Source organism: Arthrobacter pityocampae (genome assembly GCF_002927275.1).
Classification (GTDB): Bacteria; Actinomycetota; Actinomycetes; order Actinomycetales; family Micrococcaceae; genus Arthrobacter_D; species Arthrobacter_D pityocampae.
The window spans coordinates 40,094-57,710 of record NZ_PRKW01000005.1; the positions used below are offsets into that span (position 1 = coordinate 40,094).

The 17,617-nt window shown below is 68.4% G+C and carries 15 protein-coding genes; 8 read left to right on the plus strand and 7 right to left on the minus strand.

Features of this window, described 5'->3' with window-relative positions; all coding sequences use genetic code 11:
• Positions 1 to 446: 446 nt before the first annotated feature.
• The 3 genes from C4K88_RS11630 to C4K88_RS11640 form a co-directional block, all read right to left on the minus strand.
• Entirely contained in the window at positions 447 to 785 is a 339-nt protein-coding gene (locus tag C4K88_RS11630) for a hypothetical protein (RefSeq protein WP_104121809.1), read from the minus strand.
• Between the two features lie 249 nt (positions 786 to 1,034).
• A complete protein-coding gene (locus C4K88_RS11635) occupies positions 1,035 to 2,654 on the minus strand; it encodes an amidase family protein (RefSeq protein ID WP_104121810.1) in 1,620 nt (539 codons plus the stop codon).
• A gap of 120 nt (positions 2,655 to 2,774) precedes the next feature.
• Positions 2,775 to 3,770, minus strand: coding sequence for a LacI family DNA-binding transcriptional regulator (locus C4K88_RS11640; RefSeq protein ID WP_104121811.1), 996 nt, complete (start codon positions 3,768 to 3,770; stop codon positions 2,775 to 2,777).
• A 141-nt stretch (positions 3,771 to 3,911) separates the two neighbouring features.
• On the opposite strand from C4K88_RS11640, the gene C4K88_RS11645 reads away from it, so the two are divergent.
• From C4K88_RS11645 to C4K88_RS11665, 5 genes are all read left to right on the plus strand, one after another.
• Positions 3,912 to 4,850 (plus strand): carbohydrate ABC transporter permease, encoded by a 939-nt coding sequence (locus C4K88_RS11645; protein WP_104121812.1) that lies wholly within the window; start codon positions 3,912 to 3,914, stop codon positions 4,848 to 4,850.
• Between the two features lie 59 nt (positions 4,851 to 4,909).
• Positions 4,910 to 5,779, plus strand: a complete 870-nt coding sequence (locus C4K88_RS11650; protein WP_104122219.1) for a carbohydrate ABC transporter permease — start codon at positions 4,910 to 4,912, stop codon at positions 5,777 to 5,779.
• 37 nt (positions 5,780 to 5,816) lie between these two features.
• A complete protein-coding gene (locus tag C4K88_RS11655) occupies positions 5,817 to 7,166 on the plus strand; it encodes an ABC transporter substrate-binding protein (RefSeq protein ID WP_104121813.1) in 1,350 nt (449 codons plus the stop codon).
• Positions 7,167 to 7,352: 186 nt separating this feature from the next.
• A complete protein-coding gene (locus C4K88_RS11660; RefSeq protein ID WP_241521882.1) occupies positions 7,353 to 9,407 on the plus strand; it encodes a beta-galactosidase in 2,055 nt (684 codons plus the stop codon).
• 34 nt (positions 9,408 to 9,441) lie between these two features.
• Positions 9,442 to 12,636 (plus strand): RICIN domain-containing protein, encoded by a 3,195-nt coding sequence (locus C4K88_RS11665; RefSeq protein WP_104121814.1) that lies wholly within the window; start codon positions 9,442 to 9,444, stop codon positions 12,634 to 12,636.
• Positions 12,637 to 12,707: 71 nt separating this feature from the next.
• Here C4K88_RS11665 and C4K88_RS17405 read toward each other — a convergent pair whose 3' ends face one another.
• The 4 genes from C4K88_RS17405 to C4K88_RS11680 all read right to left on the minus strand — a co-directional run bounded on the left by C4K88_RS17405 (position 12,708) and on the right by C4K88_RS11680 (position 15,325).
• Positions 12,708 to 12,851, minus strand: coding sequence for a hypothetical protein (locus C4K88_RS17405; protein ID WP_167399039.1), 144 nt, complete (start codon positions 12,849 to 12,851; stop codon positions 12,708 to 12,710).
• Between the two features lie 20 nt (positions 12,852 to 12,871).
• The gene (locus C4K88_RS11670; protein ID WP_104121815.1) at positions 12,872 to 14,116 is read right to left on the minus strand and encodes a glycerophosphodiester phosphodiesterase family protein; all 1,245 of its coding nucleotides are present in this window, start codon (positions 14,114 to 14,116) and stop codon (positions 12,872 to 12,874) included.
• Between the two features lie 564 nt (positions 14,117 to 14,680).
• Positions 14,681 to 14,836 carry a hypothetical protein gene (locus C4K88_RS17410; RefSeq protein ID WP_167399040.1) on the minus strand — a complete coding sequence of 52 codons (156 nt, stop codon included), beginning with the start codon at positions 14,834 to 14,836 and terminating at the stop codon, positions 14,681 to 14,683.
• Positions 14,837 to 14,968: 132 nt separating this feature from the next.
• Complete coding sequence (locus tag C4K88_RS11680; RefSeq protein ID WP_104121816.1) at positions 14,969 to 15,325, minus strand: cytoplasmic protein; 357 nt, start codon at positions 15,323 to 15,325, stop codon at positions 14,969 to 14,971.
• Positions 15,326 to 15,404: 79 nt separating this feature from the next.
• Here C4K88_RS11680 and C4K88_RS11685 point away from each other — a divergent pair, with 79 nt between their 5' ends.
• From C4K88_RS11685 to C4K88_RS11695, 3 genes are all read left to right on the plus strand, one after another.
• The gene (locus tag C4K88_RS11685; RefSeq protein ID WP_104121817.1) at positions 15,405 to 16,238 is read left to right on the plus strand and encodes a sigma-70 family RNA polymerase sigma factor; all 834 of its coding nucleotides are present in this window, start codon (positions 15,405 to 15,407) and stop codon (positions 16,236 to 16,238) included.
• Between the two features lie 94 nt (positions 16,239 to 16,332).
• Positions 16,333 to 16,569 carry a DUF1059 domain-containing protein gene (locus C4K88_RS11690; protein ID WP_104121818.1) on the plus strand — a complete coding sequence of 79 codons (237 nt, stop codon included), beginning with the start codon at positions 16,333 to 16,335 and terminating at the stop codon, positions 16,567 to 16,569.
• 174 nt (positions 16,570 to 16,743) lie between these two features.
• Positions 16,744 to 17,577 carry an ABC transporter ATP-binding protein gene (locus tag C4K88_RS11695; RefSeq protein ID WP_104121819.1) on the plus strand — a complete coding sequence of 278 codons (834 nt, stop codon included), beginning with the start codon at positions 16,744 to 16,746 and terminating at the stop codon, positions 17,575 to 17,577.
• Positions 17,578 to 17,617 lie beyond the last annotated feature (40 nt).

A 17,617-nucleotide genomic window follows, 5' to 3' on the forward strand; every position in this document is an offset into this window, starting at 1 on the left:
GCGATGACCGCTCACCTCGAGCCAACCGTCCCCGTCCGGCACTCCGCTCAATGGCGCATGAACTGCCGGTGAAAGGCACCGTTACCTCAGGTAACGGTCCACGAGAACGATGCCCAGGAGATCCTCCGCAGCAGGCTCCTGATGTTCAGCCACGCGGGGCGTCTTCCACCCGGGCGACGGATATGCGAATCGAGGAGCTCATGATGCGCGAGGAACTCAGCAGGCTCACCGCAGCAGAACTCGACCTCAGAACACTCCTGCCACCGACTTCCCGGAACCCCGCCGGGTGTACGCATGGGTTCGCTACCCCTCCAAAGCCGTCCGCGTCCAGGCCCACGCCCTCTCCTACACCCGGACGGCGGTGAGGATCCGGTTCCTCGAACCTCTGAGGTTGGCCTGCCACGCATCCGGCATCCCAGCAACCGAGACCTGCACCGCCCCTTGTCTCAAAAATCTCCGTAGGGCCAGTCGAAGTGGGCGCGTGTCTCCTCGATCGGAAGGCGGAGGGTGCGGGCGATGTCATGCCAGCTGGCGCCCTCATTCCGGGCCAGCCGGACTGCGGCTCCGAGCTCCCGGTCGGCTCGCTGCGTCTGTTGCTGGCGGTCCTTCAGCAAGGTCTTCCAGTCCTCGATGAGCCACCCATGAGCCGCCAGGTCCTCATCGCTGGACTGCTCGAAACAGTCTCCGAGCAACCGGTACGAGGTGAACGCTCTCAGGGCTTCGTCGGGGCTGAGGTTCTCGAAATCGTCGGTGCCATTCGGGCCGGCATAGGGCGGTTTCCTCATCTGACTGACTCCTCGACAGATCATCTTCGGTGGAGAACATTCGCCCGGCTACCTCCACCGGTGAAGGTCCGGACGCCCTACCTGATCCCCCAATCCAGGCTGCCACCCGGGACTTTCCCCGTTCCTGACGACCAACTATCCTGCACGGCAGGATAAGCCTCACTGGTCGAACTTGTAACCTCCTGCCGCCTTGTGCACGACACAGGCACCTCCGTCGTGAGTACTAGCTCCAGCCATGGGTCCGAAAGTCTACTTGTTGCCCTTGCCTGGTTTCGTCGTCGTGGTCGTGCAGGCGGCGTCCCATTCCGAGGCCGGGACCACCGACGTGCAGCGGAACAGGGACGGGTTGATGTTCTGCGGCGACTGCCAGGCCTTGGTGGCCTGCTCGAAGTCGTAGGCGAAGCCGAGGAGGTCCGCCTCACTCCACGCGGTGCCGAGGAACACGACGCCCGAGGGCCTCCGGTTGGCCTCGGAGTAGCCTGACGGCACGATCACGGAAGGATAGCCCGCCCGCGCCCCGACACCCGTCGTCGCCGAGTTGGACACGATCGCATCGAGGTCGTTCGCGGTCAGCACGGTGTCGATAGCGTCCCGGGTCTCCGCCAGGCCGGTGTCGCGGGCCGCCTCGTACCGTGCTGACTGCGCCGGATCACCGAGGTCCACTGCCTCCGAGTCCGTCAGGAGCGTCTGCCCGAACTTCAGCGCCGCGGGCGCATTGGCGCTGTTGTACGCGATGATGTCGCTGAGCGTGTCCATCGGTGCGTCCTCGGGAAGACGCGCCAGATAGGCGTTGAGGTCCCGCTCGAACTCCAGGGTGAGGATGCTCGGCGCCGTGGTACCGCCGACCGTGACGGGAACGAGCGTTGCACCCTGGGCCCGCAACGCATCCAGCGACGCCGTGTACACCGGGTCGGTGTTGCTGGCGACGTAGCCGAGGCGCGCCCCCACCAGGGCGCTGTCGCTGAGGGCCGCCGTGAAGTCCACGTTGTCGCTCGGGTTCGCCGCAGTCGCGGGATCCTCAGGATCGATGCTCGTCATCGCACCCAGCAGCACCGCGGCGTCGTACACGGACTTCGTCATGGGTCCCGCGGTGTCCTGGGTGGCGGAGATCGGGATGATGCCGGTCCGGCTCGCGATACCCACGGTCGGCTTCACACCCACCAGCGAATTGGCACGGGCAGGGCTGAGGATGGACCCGGAAGTCTCCGTGCCGATGGTCAGGGTCGCAAGCCCCGCGGCTCCCGCCGACCCCGAGCCGGCACTGGAACCGCTGGGCGTCTGGCTGGCGTCGTAGGGGTTGAGCACCTGGCCACCGAGCGAGCTGTACCCCGCGGGCATCCCGTTCGTCATGAAGTTCGCGAACTCCGTCAGGTTCGTCTTGCCGATGATGATCGCACCGGCCTTCTTCAGCTCCGCGATCATCGGAGCATCCGCGGCGGGAAAAGAGTTCGCCAGAGCCACGGAACCGGCCGTGGTGGGCATGCCGGCGACATCGATGTTGTCCTTCACCAGCACCGGCACACCGTGCAACGGGCCGCGAACCTTGCCCTTCTTCCGCTCGGCGTCCAGTGCCTTCGCATCATTCAGCGCCGAGGGATTGATGGAACGCACCGAATTCAGGTGTGGCCCGTTCACACTCAGGGCGTCGATGCGCGCGAGATAGGCCTGCACCAGGGCTTCGGAGGTGAAGCTGCGGGAGGCGAGACCGGCCTGGACGTCGGCGACGCCGGCGGTGCTGAGGTCCAGCGGCAGTGGTTTGGGTGCAGCGACAGCGGGACCGGCGACGACGGCGGCCGCGAGTAGTCCTGCGGCGACCCCGGACGTGACGCGTCGGGTACGAGGCAGTGACGGTGAAAGGGAAAACAGCATGCCTGGTGTCCTTCTGACGAGGTGGCGGAGCCCGCCTCCATCAGGTGGGTCGTGAGAGCTCCGAGTGATGCCCCATTCCAACAGAGCCAGGTTTCGCAGGAGCACCGATTCGATTACGTGTCAGTTTCGCGGGGCAACCACATGCGCGCTGGTGCTCGCCCGCACCACGAGCCGCGTCGGCACGAGATCCAGCCCCGGCTCCGTCGAGTTCTCCCGCATCTGCTTCAGCACCTTGTCCACGCAGCGCCGGCCCACCTCCGCGAAGTCCTGGTGCACCGTGGTCAGGGGCGGGCTGAAGGAGGTGCTGTCGGGGATGTCGTCGAAGCCGACGATCGAGACGTCCTGCGGCACCCGGACACCCTTCTCGTGGAAGGCCCGCAGCACCCCGAGCGCCATCTGATCGTTGGCGGCGAACACCGCGGTGCAGTCGGAGGACGCCAGTGCGAGCCCGGCCTGGTAGCCCGACTCCGCCGACCAGTCACCGCGCAGCAGCGCGGGCTCGACGCACCCCCGGTCAGCCAGCACGGACCGCCACGCATTCACGCGCCGCTCCGACGCGAAGGACTCCGAGGGTCCGGCCACATGCCACACCGTGGAATGGCCCAGGTCCAGCAGGTGCTCCACGGCCTTCCGGGCGCCGTCGGCCTGGTCCGTGTCGATCACGCTGTAGCTCTCGCTCGCATCGGAATCCACTACCACGGCGTGGACGCCGGGCGGCAGGGACACCGTGGCGGCGTCGAGCAGGTGCACCTCCATGATCACGATGATGCCGTCCACCGCCAGCTCATTGAGCCGTGAGAACGCCCCCCGCACCCCGGCCTGCGTGGGCGCGGCTACGGGAATCAGCGTGATGGCGTAGTCCTCCTCCGCAGCGCGTGCCGCGATGGCCTCGAGCGTGCGGACGTTCCCGGTGGTGGACAGCGTGAACAAGATGACGCCGATGGTCCGGAAGCTGCCCCGCTTCAAGGCCCGCGCCGCACTGTTGGGGCGGTAGCCGAGCTCATTCATCGCCGCGATGACCTGCTGCCGCGTGGCCTCGATGACGCCCGGACTGCCGTTGGAGACCCGCGACACCGTCTGCGCCGACACGCCGGCGAGCCGGGCGACGTCGGACATGGAGACACGCCGATCCTCGCGAACGGGGTGTTGACGCGACGGGGAGGACATGTGACCATCGTAACAACAATGTTTACGTAAACATGCCGCCCTCAAACGCATCTGTGTTTACGTAAACATCGCCCGACACGAAGGACGAAGATGACGACGGCGTCACCCCCACCGGCGGTACTCGGCACGCAACCGAAGCCCGCGAAGCGAGCACCGAAGCGCACGCAGAAGCGCTCCTGGTCCGGCTGGCTCTTCATCGGCCCGTTCATGGCGGTCTTCGCCCTCGTCTTCCTCGCCCCCATCGCGTACTCGATCTACCTGAGCTTCTTCCGCAACCAGCTCGTGGGTGGCAACGGCTTCGTAGGACTCGCGAACTACTCCCAGGCCCTGCAGGACACCCAGTTCTGGTCCTCCCTCCTGCGGGTCACGCTGTTCCTCGCGGTGCAGGTCCCGATCATGCTGTTGATCGCGCTCCTCGTAGCCCTGGCGCTGGACAGCGGCCGGCTCTACGGGAAGTCCTTCTTCCGGATCTCGATCTTCCTGCCGTACGCGGTGCCCGCCGTCGTCGCCAGCCTCATGTGGGGCTTCATGTACGGCACGCGGTTCGGCCTGGTGGGCAACATCAACAGCGCCCTCGGCACCGACCTGCCCAACCCGCTCTCCCCGGACCTGATCCTCGCGGCGATCGGCAACATCGTCACGTGGGAGTTCATCGGCTACAACATGCTGATCTTCTACTCGGCCCTCCGCGTGATCCCGAAGTCCCTGTACGAGGCCGCGGAGATCGACGGCGCCAGCCAGTTCCGCCTCGTCACCGCGATCAAGCTCCCCGCCATCCGCGGGGCCCTCGTGGTGGCCACGATCTTCTCGGTGATCGGCAGCTTCCAGCTGTTCAACGAACCAGCGATCCTGCAGGGCCTGGCGCCGAACTCCATCTCCACGTACTTCACCCCGAACCTGTACGCCTACTCGCTGAGCTTCTCCGGCCAGCAGTACAACTACTCCGCCACCGTGGCCATCATCATGGGCGTCATCACCATGGTCATCGCCTACGCCGTGCAGCTGCGCGGCATGCGGAAGGAGGGCTGACCGTGAGTGTCGCCACCGAACCCACCCGGACCCGGCAGCAGAAGCCCGCGTACGTGCGCATGAGGAGCACGCGGCGCAGCCTCGACAACCCGAGGCGCAACGTCCTGCTCACCGCCCTGACGGGCATCGTCCTCGTCTACAGCCTCGTGCCCCTGGTATGGCTGTTCATCAACGCCTCCAAGACCCAGGCCGATCTCTTCACCTCGTTCGGTCTCTGGTTCAGCGACGACTTCGCCCTGTTCTCCAACATCCAGGACACCCTCGCCTACGACGACGGCATCTTCGGCCGCTGGTTCCTCAACACCGTGCTGTACGTGGTGGTCGGGGCCGGCGGGGCGACGTTCCTCGCCGTCCTCGGCGGCTACGCCCTGGCGAAGTTCAGCTTCCCCGGCAAGAAGGCCGTGTTCGCCGTCGTCATCGGGGCGGTGGCCGTTCCCGGCACTGCCCTGGCGGTCCCCACGTTCCTCATGTTCAGCGAGATGGGGCTCACCAACACGCCCTGGGCGGTCATCATCCCGTCCCTCATCTCTCCGTTCGGCCTGTACCTGATGTGGACCTTCGCCGCGCAGGCCATCCCCACGGAACTGCTGGAATCGGCCCGTATGGACGGCGCCGGCGAGTTCCGCACCTTCTTCCAGATCTGCCTGCCGCTGCTGGGCCCCTGCATCGTCACGGTGCTGCTGTTCACCATGGTGGCCACGTGGAACAACTACTTCCTGCCGCTGATCATGCTGAAGAACCCGGACTGGTACCCCCTGACCCTGGGCCTGAACGCCTGGAACAACCAGGCGTCCACCGTGGGCGGCGACGCCATCTACAACCTCGTCATCACCGGCGCACTGCTGACCATCCTGCCGCTGATCATCGCGTTCCTCTTCCTCCAGCGGTACTGGCAGTCCGGCCTGAGCGCCGGAAGCGTCAAAGAGTAGAACCCCTCCCGTCAACAACGAAGTGATAAGGAAATCCATGAACAGGAAAATCGCCCCCGCCGTACTGCGCGGATCCGCCCTGGCCTTCGCCGCGACCCTCGCCCTGACGGCGTGTGGCGGCGGTGGGAACGACGCCGGAGGCGGCAGCGCGGACGGCGCCAACGCCGACGACGTCGCGGCGGCGCTGGAGGAGGGCGGCGAGCTCACGGTCTGGGCCTGGGACCTGACCGTCCAGGACGTCGCCGCGGAGTTCGAGGAGCTGCACCCCAACGTTGACGTCGAAGTGGTCAACGCCGGAACGGGCAACGACCAGTACACGGCCCTGCAGAACGCCATCGCCGCAGGCTCGGGGGTCCCCGACGTCGCCCAGATCGAGTACTTCGCCCTGCCGCAGTTCGCCCTCGCCGATTCCCTCACGGACATCGGCGCCCTCGGGGCCTCGGACCTGGAAGGGACCTTCAGCCCCGGCCCGTGGAACGCCGTCCAGCAGGGCGAGGGCATCTACGGCCTCCCCATGGATGCCGGCCCCATGGTCATGTACTACAACACGGAGGTCTTCGAGAAGTTCGGCGTCGAGATCCCTGCGACCTGGGACGAGTACGTCGCAGCGGCGAAGACCATCCACGAGGCCGACCCCGACGTCTACATCACCAATGACACGGGCGACGCTGGACTGACCACCAGCCTCATCTGGCAGGCGGGCGGCAAGCCCTACACCGTGGACGGCACCGACGTCTCGATCGACTTCACCGACGAGGGCTCCACGCAGTTCGCCGAGACCTGGCAGCAGCTCATCGAGGACGACCTCGTGGCCCCCATCAACTCCTGGACCGACGAGTGGTACCAGGGCCTCGGCGACGGGACCATCGCAACCTTGAACACCGGTGCCTGGATGCCCGGCAACTTCGAGTCCGGTGTGCAGGCCGGCGCGGGCAAGTGGCGCGTGGCACCGCTCCCCCAGTGGGAAGAGGGCGGCACCGCAACGGCCGAGAACGGTGGCAGTTCGCTCGCCGTCCCGTCCGCCACGGAGAACGCGGCCCTCGCCTACGCCTTCCTCGACTACGCGAGCGTGGGCGACGGCGTCCAGACGCGCATCGACGGCGGCGCCTTCCCCGCCACGACGGCCGACCTCGAATCCGAGGAGTTCCTGAACCGGGAGTTCGAGTACTTCGGCGGCCAGAAGGCCAACGAACTCTTCGCCGAGTCCGCAGCGAACGTCGTCGAGGGCTGGTCCTACCTGCCCTTCCAGGTCTACGCGAACAGCATCTTCAACGACACCGCCGGCCAGGCCTACGTCTCGGACACCCCTCTCATGGACGGGCTGAAGAGCTGGCAGGACGCCAGCATCAAGTACGGCACCGACCAGGGCTTCACCGTCTCGGAGTAGCACCAGCTGCACCTGCACCATCAGACCCGGGCCGGGCGGGAGCTCGCGCGCACCCGCCCGGTCCGTCCCATCCCGCTGTACCCGCCGTCGTCGCCCCTGCCCGTCCTCACAGAACAAGGGCACGACGACGGCGGGAGGCCCACCCGCGCCTGAACGCCTCGAGAGACATCCCCAAGGAGCACTACCGTGTCGACACCCACCACCCACCGCTGGCTGCGCTGGCCGTCCGAACCGAACCGAGCACGCATGGCGTTCGGCGCCGACTACAACCCGGAGCAGTGGCCGCGCGAGACGTGGGACGAGGACGTCCGCCTCATGCGCGAGGCCGGCGTCAACGTGGTGTCCCTCGCGATCTTCTCCTGGGCCCGCCTGCAGCCCGAGCGGGACACCTGGAACTTCGCCTGGCTCGACGAGGTCATCGACCTCCTGCACGCCAGCGGGATCGCCGTCGACCTCGCGACCGCCACCGCCTCCCCGCCACCGTGGCTCGCCACCGAGCACCCCGAGATCCTGCCCGTCACGGCCGACGGCGGCACCCTCTGGCCCGGCGCACGCCAGCACTGGCGGCCCACCAGCCCCGTGTTCCGCGAGCATGCCCTCAAGCTCGTCACGGCGATGGCCGAGCGGTACCGGGACCACCCGGCCGTCTGCGCCTGGCACATCTCCAACGAGCTCGGCTGCCACAACATCTACGACTACTCCGACGACGCCGCCCGCGCCTTCCGCCTCTGGCTCACCGACCGGTACGGCAGCATCGACGCCCTCAACGACGCCTGGGGCACCGACTTCTGGTCCCAGCGGTACACGCGCTTCGAGCAGATCCTGCCCCCGCGCCAGGCCGCCTCGCACCCCAACCCCACGCAGCAGCTCGACTTCAAGCGCTTCTCCTCCGACGCCCTCAAGCAGTACCTGCGCGCCGAACGCGACATCCTGAACCGCATCACCCCGGAAATCCCCGTCACCACGAACTTCATGGTCATGGGCGAGACCAAGGGTATGGACTACGCCGACTGGGCCGCCGAGGTGGACTTCGTCGCCAACGACCACTACTTCGTCCCCGGCCCGCAGGGCGTGGACGAGCTCTCCTTCTCCGCGAACCTCACCGGCAACATCGCCGGCGGCAGGCCGTGGTTCCTCATGGAGCACTCCACCAGCGCCGTGAACTGGCAGCCCATCAACACCCCCAAGAAGTCCGGGGCCCTGCGCCGCGACTCCCTCACCCACGTGGCGCACGGCGCCGACGCCGTCTGCTACTTCCAGTGGCGGCAGTCCAAGGCCGGCGCCGAGAAGTTCCACTCCGCGATGGTCCCCCACGCCGGCGAGGACAGCCCGATCTTCCGCGACGTCGTCGCGCTCGGCCGTGAACTGGCTGGACTGTCCGACGTCGTCGGCTCCCGCCGCCGCCAGGCACCGGCCGCGATCCTCTTCGACTGGGACTCCTGGTGGGCCTCCGAGCAGGACTCCCACCCCACCGACCGCCTCCGCTACAAGCAGGAGGCCCTCGACTGGTACTCGGCGTTCCTCGCCCTCGGCCTCCGCGCCGACGTCGTCCCCTCCGCGGCGGACCTCACCGGTTACGGGCTCGTCGTCGCCCCCGTTCTCCACGTGGTCCCGGCCGCACTGAAGGCGCGCCTCGAGGACTACATGACCGGCGGCGGGCACCTCGTCGCGAGCTACTTCAGCGGCATCACCGACGAGAACGACCACATCTGGCTCGGCGGCTACCCCGGCGCCCTCGCGGACCTGCTCGGCATCCGCATCGACGAGTTCGGGCCCCTGCTCGACGGCGACACCGTCCAGCTGGACAACGGGACCGCCGCGACGCTGTGGGCCGATCGAGTCCTACCACGCGCCGACGACGTCGAAGTCCTCGCCCGCTACACGAGCGGTGACCATACCGGCGACGCCGCCGTGACGCGCCGCGCCGTCTCCTCCGATCCGGGATCCGGCAGTGCCGCCTACGTGGGCGCCCGCCTCGGCGCCCAGGGCCTCGAGCCCGTCCTCGCGGATCTCGCGGCCCGCGCCGGGCTGACCAGCGAGCTGCCCGCCGACCTCCGCGGCGCCGTCGAGCAGGTCATCCGTGCCGGCGACGGCGCCGACTACGTCTTCCTCATCAACCGCACCGACGCGCCCGTGGACATCACCGGCGTCCACGGCGACACCCTCACCGGCGAGGAGTCCAAGCTGGCTCCCCGCTCCGTCGCCGTGCTCACGAGGAAGGACCGCACCACCGTCTCGTAGGACCTGCACAACCTCGCTGGAAGGAACACGTTCAATGACGAATCGATCCAGGCGCGCCACCCAGGCGGCCGCGACCGGAGTTGCCGCCGTATTGGCGGCCGCCTCCCTCATGGGTGGTGCGGCGCAGGCCGCACCACCCGCCCGTCCCGCTCCGCCCACCGCCCCGGCCGTACCCGATGGCGCCCTCACGCTCACCCCCGACCCCTCCTACCAGGGCGAGGAGTTCGAGGGCTGGGGGACCAGCCTCGTCTGGTTCGCCAACGCCACCGGCGACTATCCCGACGAGATCCGGAACCGGCTCGCCGAGCTGGTCTTCGGACCCGACGGCCTCAACCTGAACATCGCCCGCTACAACATCGGCGGCGGCAACGCCCCCGATGTGAAGGACTACCTGCGTCCCGGCGGCGCCGTCGAGGGCTGGTGGAACGCACCCGAGGGCACCACGCGCGAGGACACCGACTGGTGGTCACCCGAGGACCCCGCGGACTGGAACCTCGAGGCGGATGCCACGCAGCGCTGGTGGATCGACCGCATCAAGCAGGACATCACGCACTGGGAGACGTTCAGCAACTCCCCGCCCTGGTTCCAGACCGTCAGCGGCTACACCTCCGGCGGGTTCAATTCCACCGCCGACCAGCTGAAGCCCGAGAGTATCTCCGACTTCAACGCCTACCTGGTGCGCGTCACCGAGGAACTGGAGAAAGCTCACGGCATCGAGGTGGACACCCTCGATCCGTTCAACGAGCCCAACACCAACTACTGGAGTACGCAGCTCGACGCCTCCGGTGAACCGACCGGCGGCCGCCAGGAGGGCGCCCACATGGGCCCGCAGCTGCAGCAGCGGGTCCTCCGGGACCTCGCCGCGAAGCTGCAGGACGCTGACACCGCCGCCACCATCTCCGCGATGGACGAGACGAATCCCGGCACCTTCGCCACCAACTGGAACTCCTACCCCGAGGATGTCCGCGCCCTCGTGGACCAGCTGAACGTGCACACCTACGGCACCGGCCAGCGCACCACCGTGCGGGACATCGCCAAGGCCGAGGACAAGCCGCTGTGGATGAGTGAGGTCGAGGGCTCCTGGGGGAACGGCCAAAGCTTCACCAGCATGGAACCGGGCCTCGGCATGGCCAAGCGCATCACCGACGACCTCCGCGAGCTCGAGCCCAGCGCCTGGGTGTTCTGGCAGCCCGTCGAGGACTACGACAACATGGCCCCCGGCGGCGAGAGCGCTGCCGGCGCCAACTGGGGCAGCATCCAGATGCCCTTCGACTGCACCGACGTGGACACCCTCGAGACGTGCCCCATCTACACGAACACCAAGTTCAACACCGTGCGGAACTACACGCACTACATCCAGCCCGGCGACCGCCTGGTGCAGGTGAACGACGAGGACACGACCGCCGCGATCACCGGCGCCGGTGCCGCCGTCGTGCACATCAACGAGGACGCCGAGGACAAGCCCCTGGTCCTCGACTTCTCGAAGTTCGGCTCCGTTGCCAAGGGTGCCACGGTGACGCCCGTGGTCAGCGACGCGGACGGCGCCCTCGTCGAGGGTGAGCCGGTCGCGATCGAGGGCGCCAGCGCCGTGGTCACCGCACCGGCCGAGTCCGTCACCACCTTCGTGGTCGACGGCGTCTCGGGCATCGCCGAGGACGCGGCCGCCATCCAGAACGGCCACGTGTACCGGCTGCAGGGCGTGCAGAGCGGCAAGTCCATCGAAACCACCGGCGGTACCGCCGTCATCAGCGCCACCGACCCCGCCGACGCGCAGCAGCTGTTCCGCTTCACCAGCCTGGGTGAGGACAACACCAACCGCGAGCGCTATTCGATCACCACGCTCGACGGCTCCGCGCAGCTCGCCGACGAGGGCGGCGCCGCCGTCGTCGCTCCCGCCAGCGGCAATCCGCGGGCCGAGTGGATCGCCTCCACCACCGGGGACGGCACCTACACCCTCGTCAACGCCGAGACCGACCTCCTGCTCGAGGTGGGTGGCGGATCGACCGCCGAGGGTGCGGCAGTCACGCTGTACCTCGCGAACTCCGGTGCGAACCAGCGCTGGGCACTGATCGACGAGACCGTAATCGACGTCGAACCCGCCACCGCCTTCACCGTTCCCGGCACCGCACCCGTGCTGCCGGAGACAGTGACTCCCGTGTACCGCGACGGCGCCCGCGGAGCCATCCCCGTCGAGTGGAAGATCCCGAACGGGAACCGCTGGAAGAAGGCCGGGACCGTCAAGGTGAAGGGCATCGCGACGGACGTCACCGGCGCGCAGTTCCCCGCCGAACTGACCGTCACGGTCGACACCCTCGTCTCCACGCAGCCGGCACGCGCCAAGGCCGTCGTCGGGGCCGTCCCCGTCCTGCCGGCTACCGTCACGGCCGTGGGAAGCCTCGGCGGCACCGTGGAACGTGACGTCACCTGGGACACCGCCGTCAGCTACCCCGCCCCCGGCGTGTACGAGCTGGCCGGCCGGGCGGATGACGGCGCGGACGGCACACTCCCGGCGACCGTCCGCATCCAGGTCACCGAGGGCACGCTGGACAACGTGGCCGATGACGGCGGCACCACCGCCGCGGCCACCTTCACCGAGCCGGGCTACGGCACGGCTGGATTGTTCAACGGGGACCTCCGCGACAAGGCCTGGTCCAACTGGAAGTCCAGTGCAAAGAACACCTCGGAGACCCTGACGGTCACTCTGCCGTCCGCGCAGCCCGTCGGCGGCGTCGTCGTGAACTTCTTCCGCGACGGCACCACAGACAGCTACGCGCAGTCCGTCCAGCTCCAGGTCCAGGGCGCCGACGGCGCGTGGAGCGATGTCGGCTCGCCGGTCGACGTCCCAGGCGGCTCGCCGGCCCCCGCAGTGACTCTGCCGATCAGCGGCGTCACGGCGCAGTCCGTTCGCGTGGTCATGACGGCACGCCCGAACACCCACATGGTGGTCAGCGAGATTCAGGTGCTCGGGCTCGTCCCCGCGGCGTCCTCGGACGCCACGCTCTCCTCGATCAGCCTCGGCGACACGCCGGTGGCCGGGTTCTCCCCCGAGATCACCGCCTACGCGGTTCCGTCGAAGGGGAAGGTTCCCACGGTCTCGGCCGTTACCGCCGATCCCTATGCGACGGTAACCGTCACTCAGCCCTCGGGTAAGGACCGCACCACCGTCCTCACAGTGACGAGTGAGGACGGCTCGGCCTCGGGCACGTACCGGGTGGACCTCACGAAGTAGCCCCCGGAGAACACACGAACGGGGCGCCCGCAGCAGCGGACGCCCCGTTCGTGTGCGGGATGGAGCAGTTATCAGCTGTTCTTGGTGCGGACCGGGCTGTCCTCGATCTCCTCGAGGGGTGAGTCCCCGTCGTCGTCCTGGGACAGCTTCTCGTGGCCCTCGAGCGATTCGGACAGCTCTCGCGGACCGTCGGGGACGCCTTTCGGGGACGTCACCAAGGTCATGACACGCACAGCTAGTTCGCGTAGACGTCCAGCAGGCGCAGTTCCGGCGTCCACAGACCCAGCGAGTCGCCGGTGTTGTTCAGGACGGAGGACGGCATTGCGTTGAAGCAGGCGGTCGAGGTGTTCGTGCCGGGGCCGGTGTGGACGCGCAACTCACCACCGGGCTGCAGGACATAGCCCTCCCCCACCCGCAGGACGTTCTTCGCGGCGTCCCGGAGGAAATACCCGCTCACGTCCACTGCAGAGCCTGAGGCATTCCGCAGCATCACATACTCCCCTGCCCCCGGCAGGACATCGTAGCCCAACGGATTGCTCACGGCTCCGCTGATCTCCAGGGCTGCACCCGGAAACGCGGGAACCCCGCGCAGGGAACGACTGTTCTGAATTGGGAAGTCAGTCATCACGACGTCGACACCGAAATCCGCGACGGCCTGCACGGCTTCCGGCGAGTTCACGGTATAGACGCCCATCACGAGGCCCGCCTCCTTCACCCTGATGACATCGGCAGGGGTGAGGCCACGGTAGTTCGCGCCGACGGAGTCCACGACGGTGGCCCAGTCGGCCAGTACCTCGGACCCCGGGACCACACCCGTGAGCTGCTGCAGCGGGACCTCCGGTGCCAACGCAGCGAACCTGCGGTTGGAGGACTCGTCAAAGCCGAGTACCTGCACCTTGTCCGCGCCGACCAGCTTCCGCCACGCAGATTCGGCGCTCAGCTCCTCGGCCACCAGTTCCTCGATGCCGGGCGAGTTCACCGGCGACTTGATCTCGATGTACACGCCCGTGGCGCGGGTAGCCACCCTCGCAGCGTCGTCGAGGTGCGGGATTTTCTCGCCGATGAAGCGCCCGTCGAAGTACGAGCCGACGTCGAGCTGCTGCAGCTCGGCCCACGTGAAGGACGTGATCGGGTCGCCGTCGCGTTCCGGGAAGACGTCCTCTACATTCGTGGTCCGGGCGGGCGTGTCGTCATGGAAGAGGAACGGGACACCGTCGGCACTGAGCTGAACGTCGACCTCGATGAAGTCCGCGCCGGCGGCCCGGCCGTCTTTGAAGGCCGCCACGGTGTTCTCGGGCGCCGTACCCGCGGCACCGCGGTGGCCCACGAGGAGCAGACCCGCCTGGTGCTCGACGTTGCCGTGGGGCTCTGTCGACTCGGCGGCGGCGTCGACCTGGCCGACATAAGCAGGAACAGCGAGAAACGAGAGCCCGACGACGACGGCAACAGCAGAACAAATGGGGCCGACAAGACGGGCCATGGGTGAATCCCTTCGGGTGGAGGATGCGCCGGTGACACTCGCGCGCAACGATCCAACCGTTCCCACCCGGCCCGCCTCGCCCACGACGGGTGAACTACCGGTGAGCAAAGTAGCCAGTGGGGGCAGGACAACGGCTACACCAGCCGGCTCCTCGTCCGGCAAGGCGAATCGAATGAGCCGGCCGATGGTAGGGCCGGGCTGATGGTGCGGGCCGGGGACCGCGGCGCAGCGGCCAGGGCCGGGTTGAGTCCTGGTTCTGGTGCGGCTATCCGGCTCGGCGAACCAGCGCCCTGAACAGGTACTCGCCGTCGGGGAGCTCGAAGCAGTCTCTCAGGAGTTTGCTGGGTCGGTCGCTCTGGCTATCAGCGGAGGTGGCGCACTGAGCTGGTTCGAGACGACGGTGCTCATGTCCGTCGACGAAATGATGGAAGCCGTGCGCGACGCTCAGCAGACCCGGTACCGGCGCCCCGGTACGCGACATACCTGACCATTTCCTATGCGGGACAAACGAACGGGGCGCCCGCAGCAGCGGACGCCCCGTTCGTGTGCGGGATGGAGCAGTAGTCAGCTGTTCTTGGTGCGGACCGGGCTGTCCTCGATCTCCTCGAGGGGTGAGCCCCCGTCGTCGTCCTGGGACAGCTTCTCGTGGCCCTCGAGCGATTCGGACAGCTCTTCGTCGGCCGACGCGTCGTGCTGGGGCTGCTCGTTCTGCGTGCTCATGGGAGTCCTTCCGATGGATCCTGCTGGCCGTACGACGCCATGCGGGGTGCGGGGTAGGACCGCCCGGGCACGTTCTTCGACGTCGTTCCTTCAGCGTACGCGAATCATCAGCCTGCTTGGTATCTGTCGGCGTCAGGCCGGCCAGAGCTTGACCGGACCCAGCTGCGGGCCGTCCGGGGTGGGGTTCGGATCGGGTTCCTTCAATTCGACGAAGAAGACGTGCGTCGGTGTCGAGCCGGTATTCTCGCCGTAGTGGTCCTGGGCCGGCAGCCAGCGGACCGCCCCCTCCAGGAGCTCCACCTCGACGCTCGTGCCGCGGGCATGCAGCCGCCGGTGGAAGGACCCGGCGGTGATCATGACGCTGTCGGGGTGGTGGTGTTCGGTGCTGATGTGGCCGGGCTCGTCCGTGTATTCCAGGACACGGACGCGGTCGTTCTCGAAGACCACGCGGTAGTTGTCAGGGTTCGTCTGGACTGGATCGTCTGCCATGGGCGGACTGTACGCCCGCCCATGACCGGGGGCCAGAGTCCTCCTGCCGCCCTGGCACGGACGGGTCTAGGGTGTGCGCATGGACCCGACGGAACAGTTCGAGGCCGAGCGCCCCCGCCTCGTCCGCATCGCTGCCGGCGTCCTCGACGACCGCGCCGAGGGCGAGGACATGGTGCAGCAGGCGTGGCTGCGCTTCGACGCCACCGACACCGTGATCGAGAACGTGCCGGCCTGGCTGACGGTCGTCACGACCCGCCTCTGCCTCGACCGCCTGCGGTCCCGGGTCCCGGAGCCGACGGACACTGTGCTGGAAGCCGGCACGATCCCCGATCCGGCCGAGGACGTGGCCGAGGCGACCAGCGTCGGCGTCGCCCTCCAGGTGGTGCTGCAGCGCCTGTCGCCGTCCGAGCGGGTGGCGTTCATCCTGCACGACACCTTCGGCGTGGACTTCCGCACCATCGCGACCGTCCTCACGGTCTCGCCGGAGGCCGCCCGCAAGCTGGCCTCGAGGGCCCGGACCAGGGTCTCCTCCCTCGCCCCGGACGGCACCCCGGCCGACTGGGAGGTGGTGGACGCGTTCCTCACCGCCTCCCGGGGCGGCAGCTTCGCGCGCCTGGTGCACCTGCTCGCGCCCGACGTCGTCGTTCTCGCCGACGCCGACGCGATCGCCGCAGGCACCCCGGCCCGGCTGGAGGGGCGCAACGCGGTGGCGGCGATGTTCGACGGCGCCGCCACGACGGCGTTCCCGGTGTTCGTCGACGGGCGGCCGGGCGCGGCGTGGTTCCACCGCGGCGCGGCCCGGGTGGCGTTCGACTTCACGATCACCGACGGTGCGGTCAGCGCGATCACGTTCCGCGCCGAGCCGGACGTCCTGGCCTCCCTCACCCGGCGAACCGCCGCGGACCGGAAATGACGCCGGCGGTCACATTTCCGGCGCCGGACTCGTCATCAGTACGAGGGCGGTAGACGCCGATCTCGTACACCGCACCCACCAGAAGGAAATTCTCATGAAGACCATGACGTGCAGGCAACTCGGCGGCCCCTGCGACCTGGCGCTCCACGGTGACTCCGCGGACGACGTCATCAAGGCCCAGGACCAGCACCTGAAGGACGCCACCGCGGCCGGTGATACCCGGCACCAGGCGGCCCACGACGCGATGACGGGCCGCTGGAAGAACCCCATCAAGGGCATGGGCTGGTACAACGACACCAGGAAGGCCTTCGCTGCACTGCCCGAGGGCTGATCTGGACCCGTAGCGCCGAGAAAGCAGAAAAGACCGCCGAAAGCCGCTTTCGGCGGTCATTTCTGCCCCTCGGCGCACACGAATGGACGGCCACCCTCGCTGGAGGGAGGATTAGCGCACGCCCATGTGACGTTATTTCTTGCACTTCCGCTTAGGTTTGCCTAACCTGAGCTTGTGCCCCTCGATGACTCCGCAGTCCCGCCGTCCCTCAGCGTCGCGGGCCTCGGCGTCTCCTACGGCAACCGGCGGGTCGTGGAGTCGGCATCCTTCGACCTGGCGGCCGGCACGGTCACCGCGCTGATCGGCCCCAACGGCAGCGGCAAGTCCACCCTCCTGCGCAGCATCGCCCGACTCCACACGCCCGACGCCGGATCGGTCACCCTCGACGACGGCGTGGACGTCTCCACCCTCTCCTCCCGGGACTTCGCCCGCTCGATCTCCCTCCTGGCGCAGAGCCGGCCGGTCCCCGGCGGGCTCACCGTCCGGGAGGTCGTCACCTTCGGCCGCCACCCGCACCGCAGCCGCTGGACCGGCCAGGACGCCGAGGGGCCCGCCGTCGTCGACCGCGCCCTCCACCTCACGCGCACCACCGACCTCGCCGACCGCCCGGTCGCCGCGCTCTCCGGCGGGCAGGTGCAGCGCGTGTGGCTCGCCGGCTGCCTGGCACAGGACACCGGCGTGCTGCTGCTCGACGAACCCACCACCTACCTCGACCTCCGCTACCAGGTGGAGATCCTGGACGTGATCCGCGACCTCGCGACCCACCACGGCGTGACCGTCGGCGTCGTCCTGCACGACCTCGACCAGGCCGCGGCCATCGCCGATCACGTGGTCCTGCTCGAGGACGGCGCCGTCCTGGCCCGGGGCGCGCCCCGGGAGGTCCTGACGGCCGAGAACCTGTCCCGCGCCTACGGCGTCCGCGTGGACGTCACCGTCACGGACGGCGCCCTCCACACCCGCGCCGTCGGGCGTCACAACACGCCAACCGTGGCCGTCCCCGCCCCCTGATCCGCCCCCGCCACACCACTGCGCCGCCCGCGCACGAACA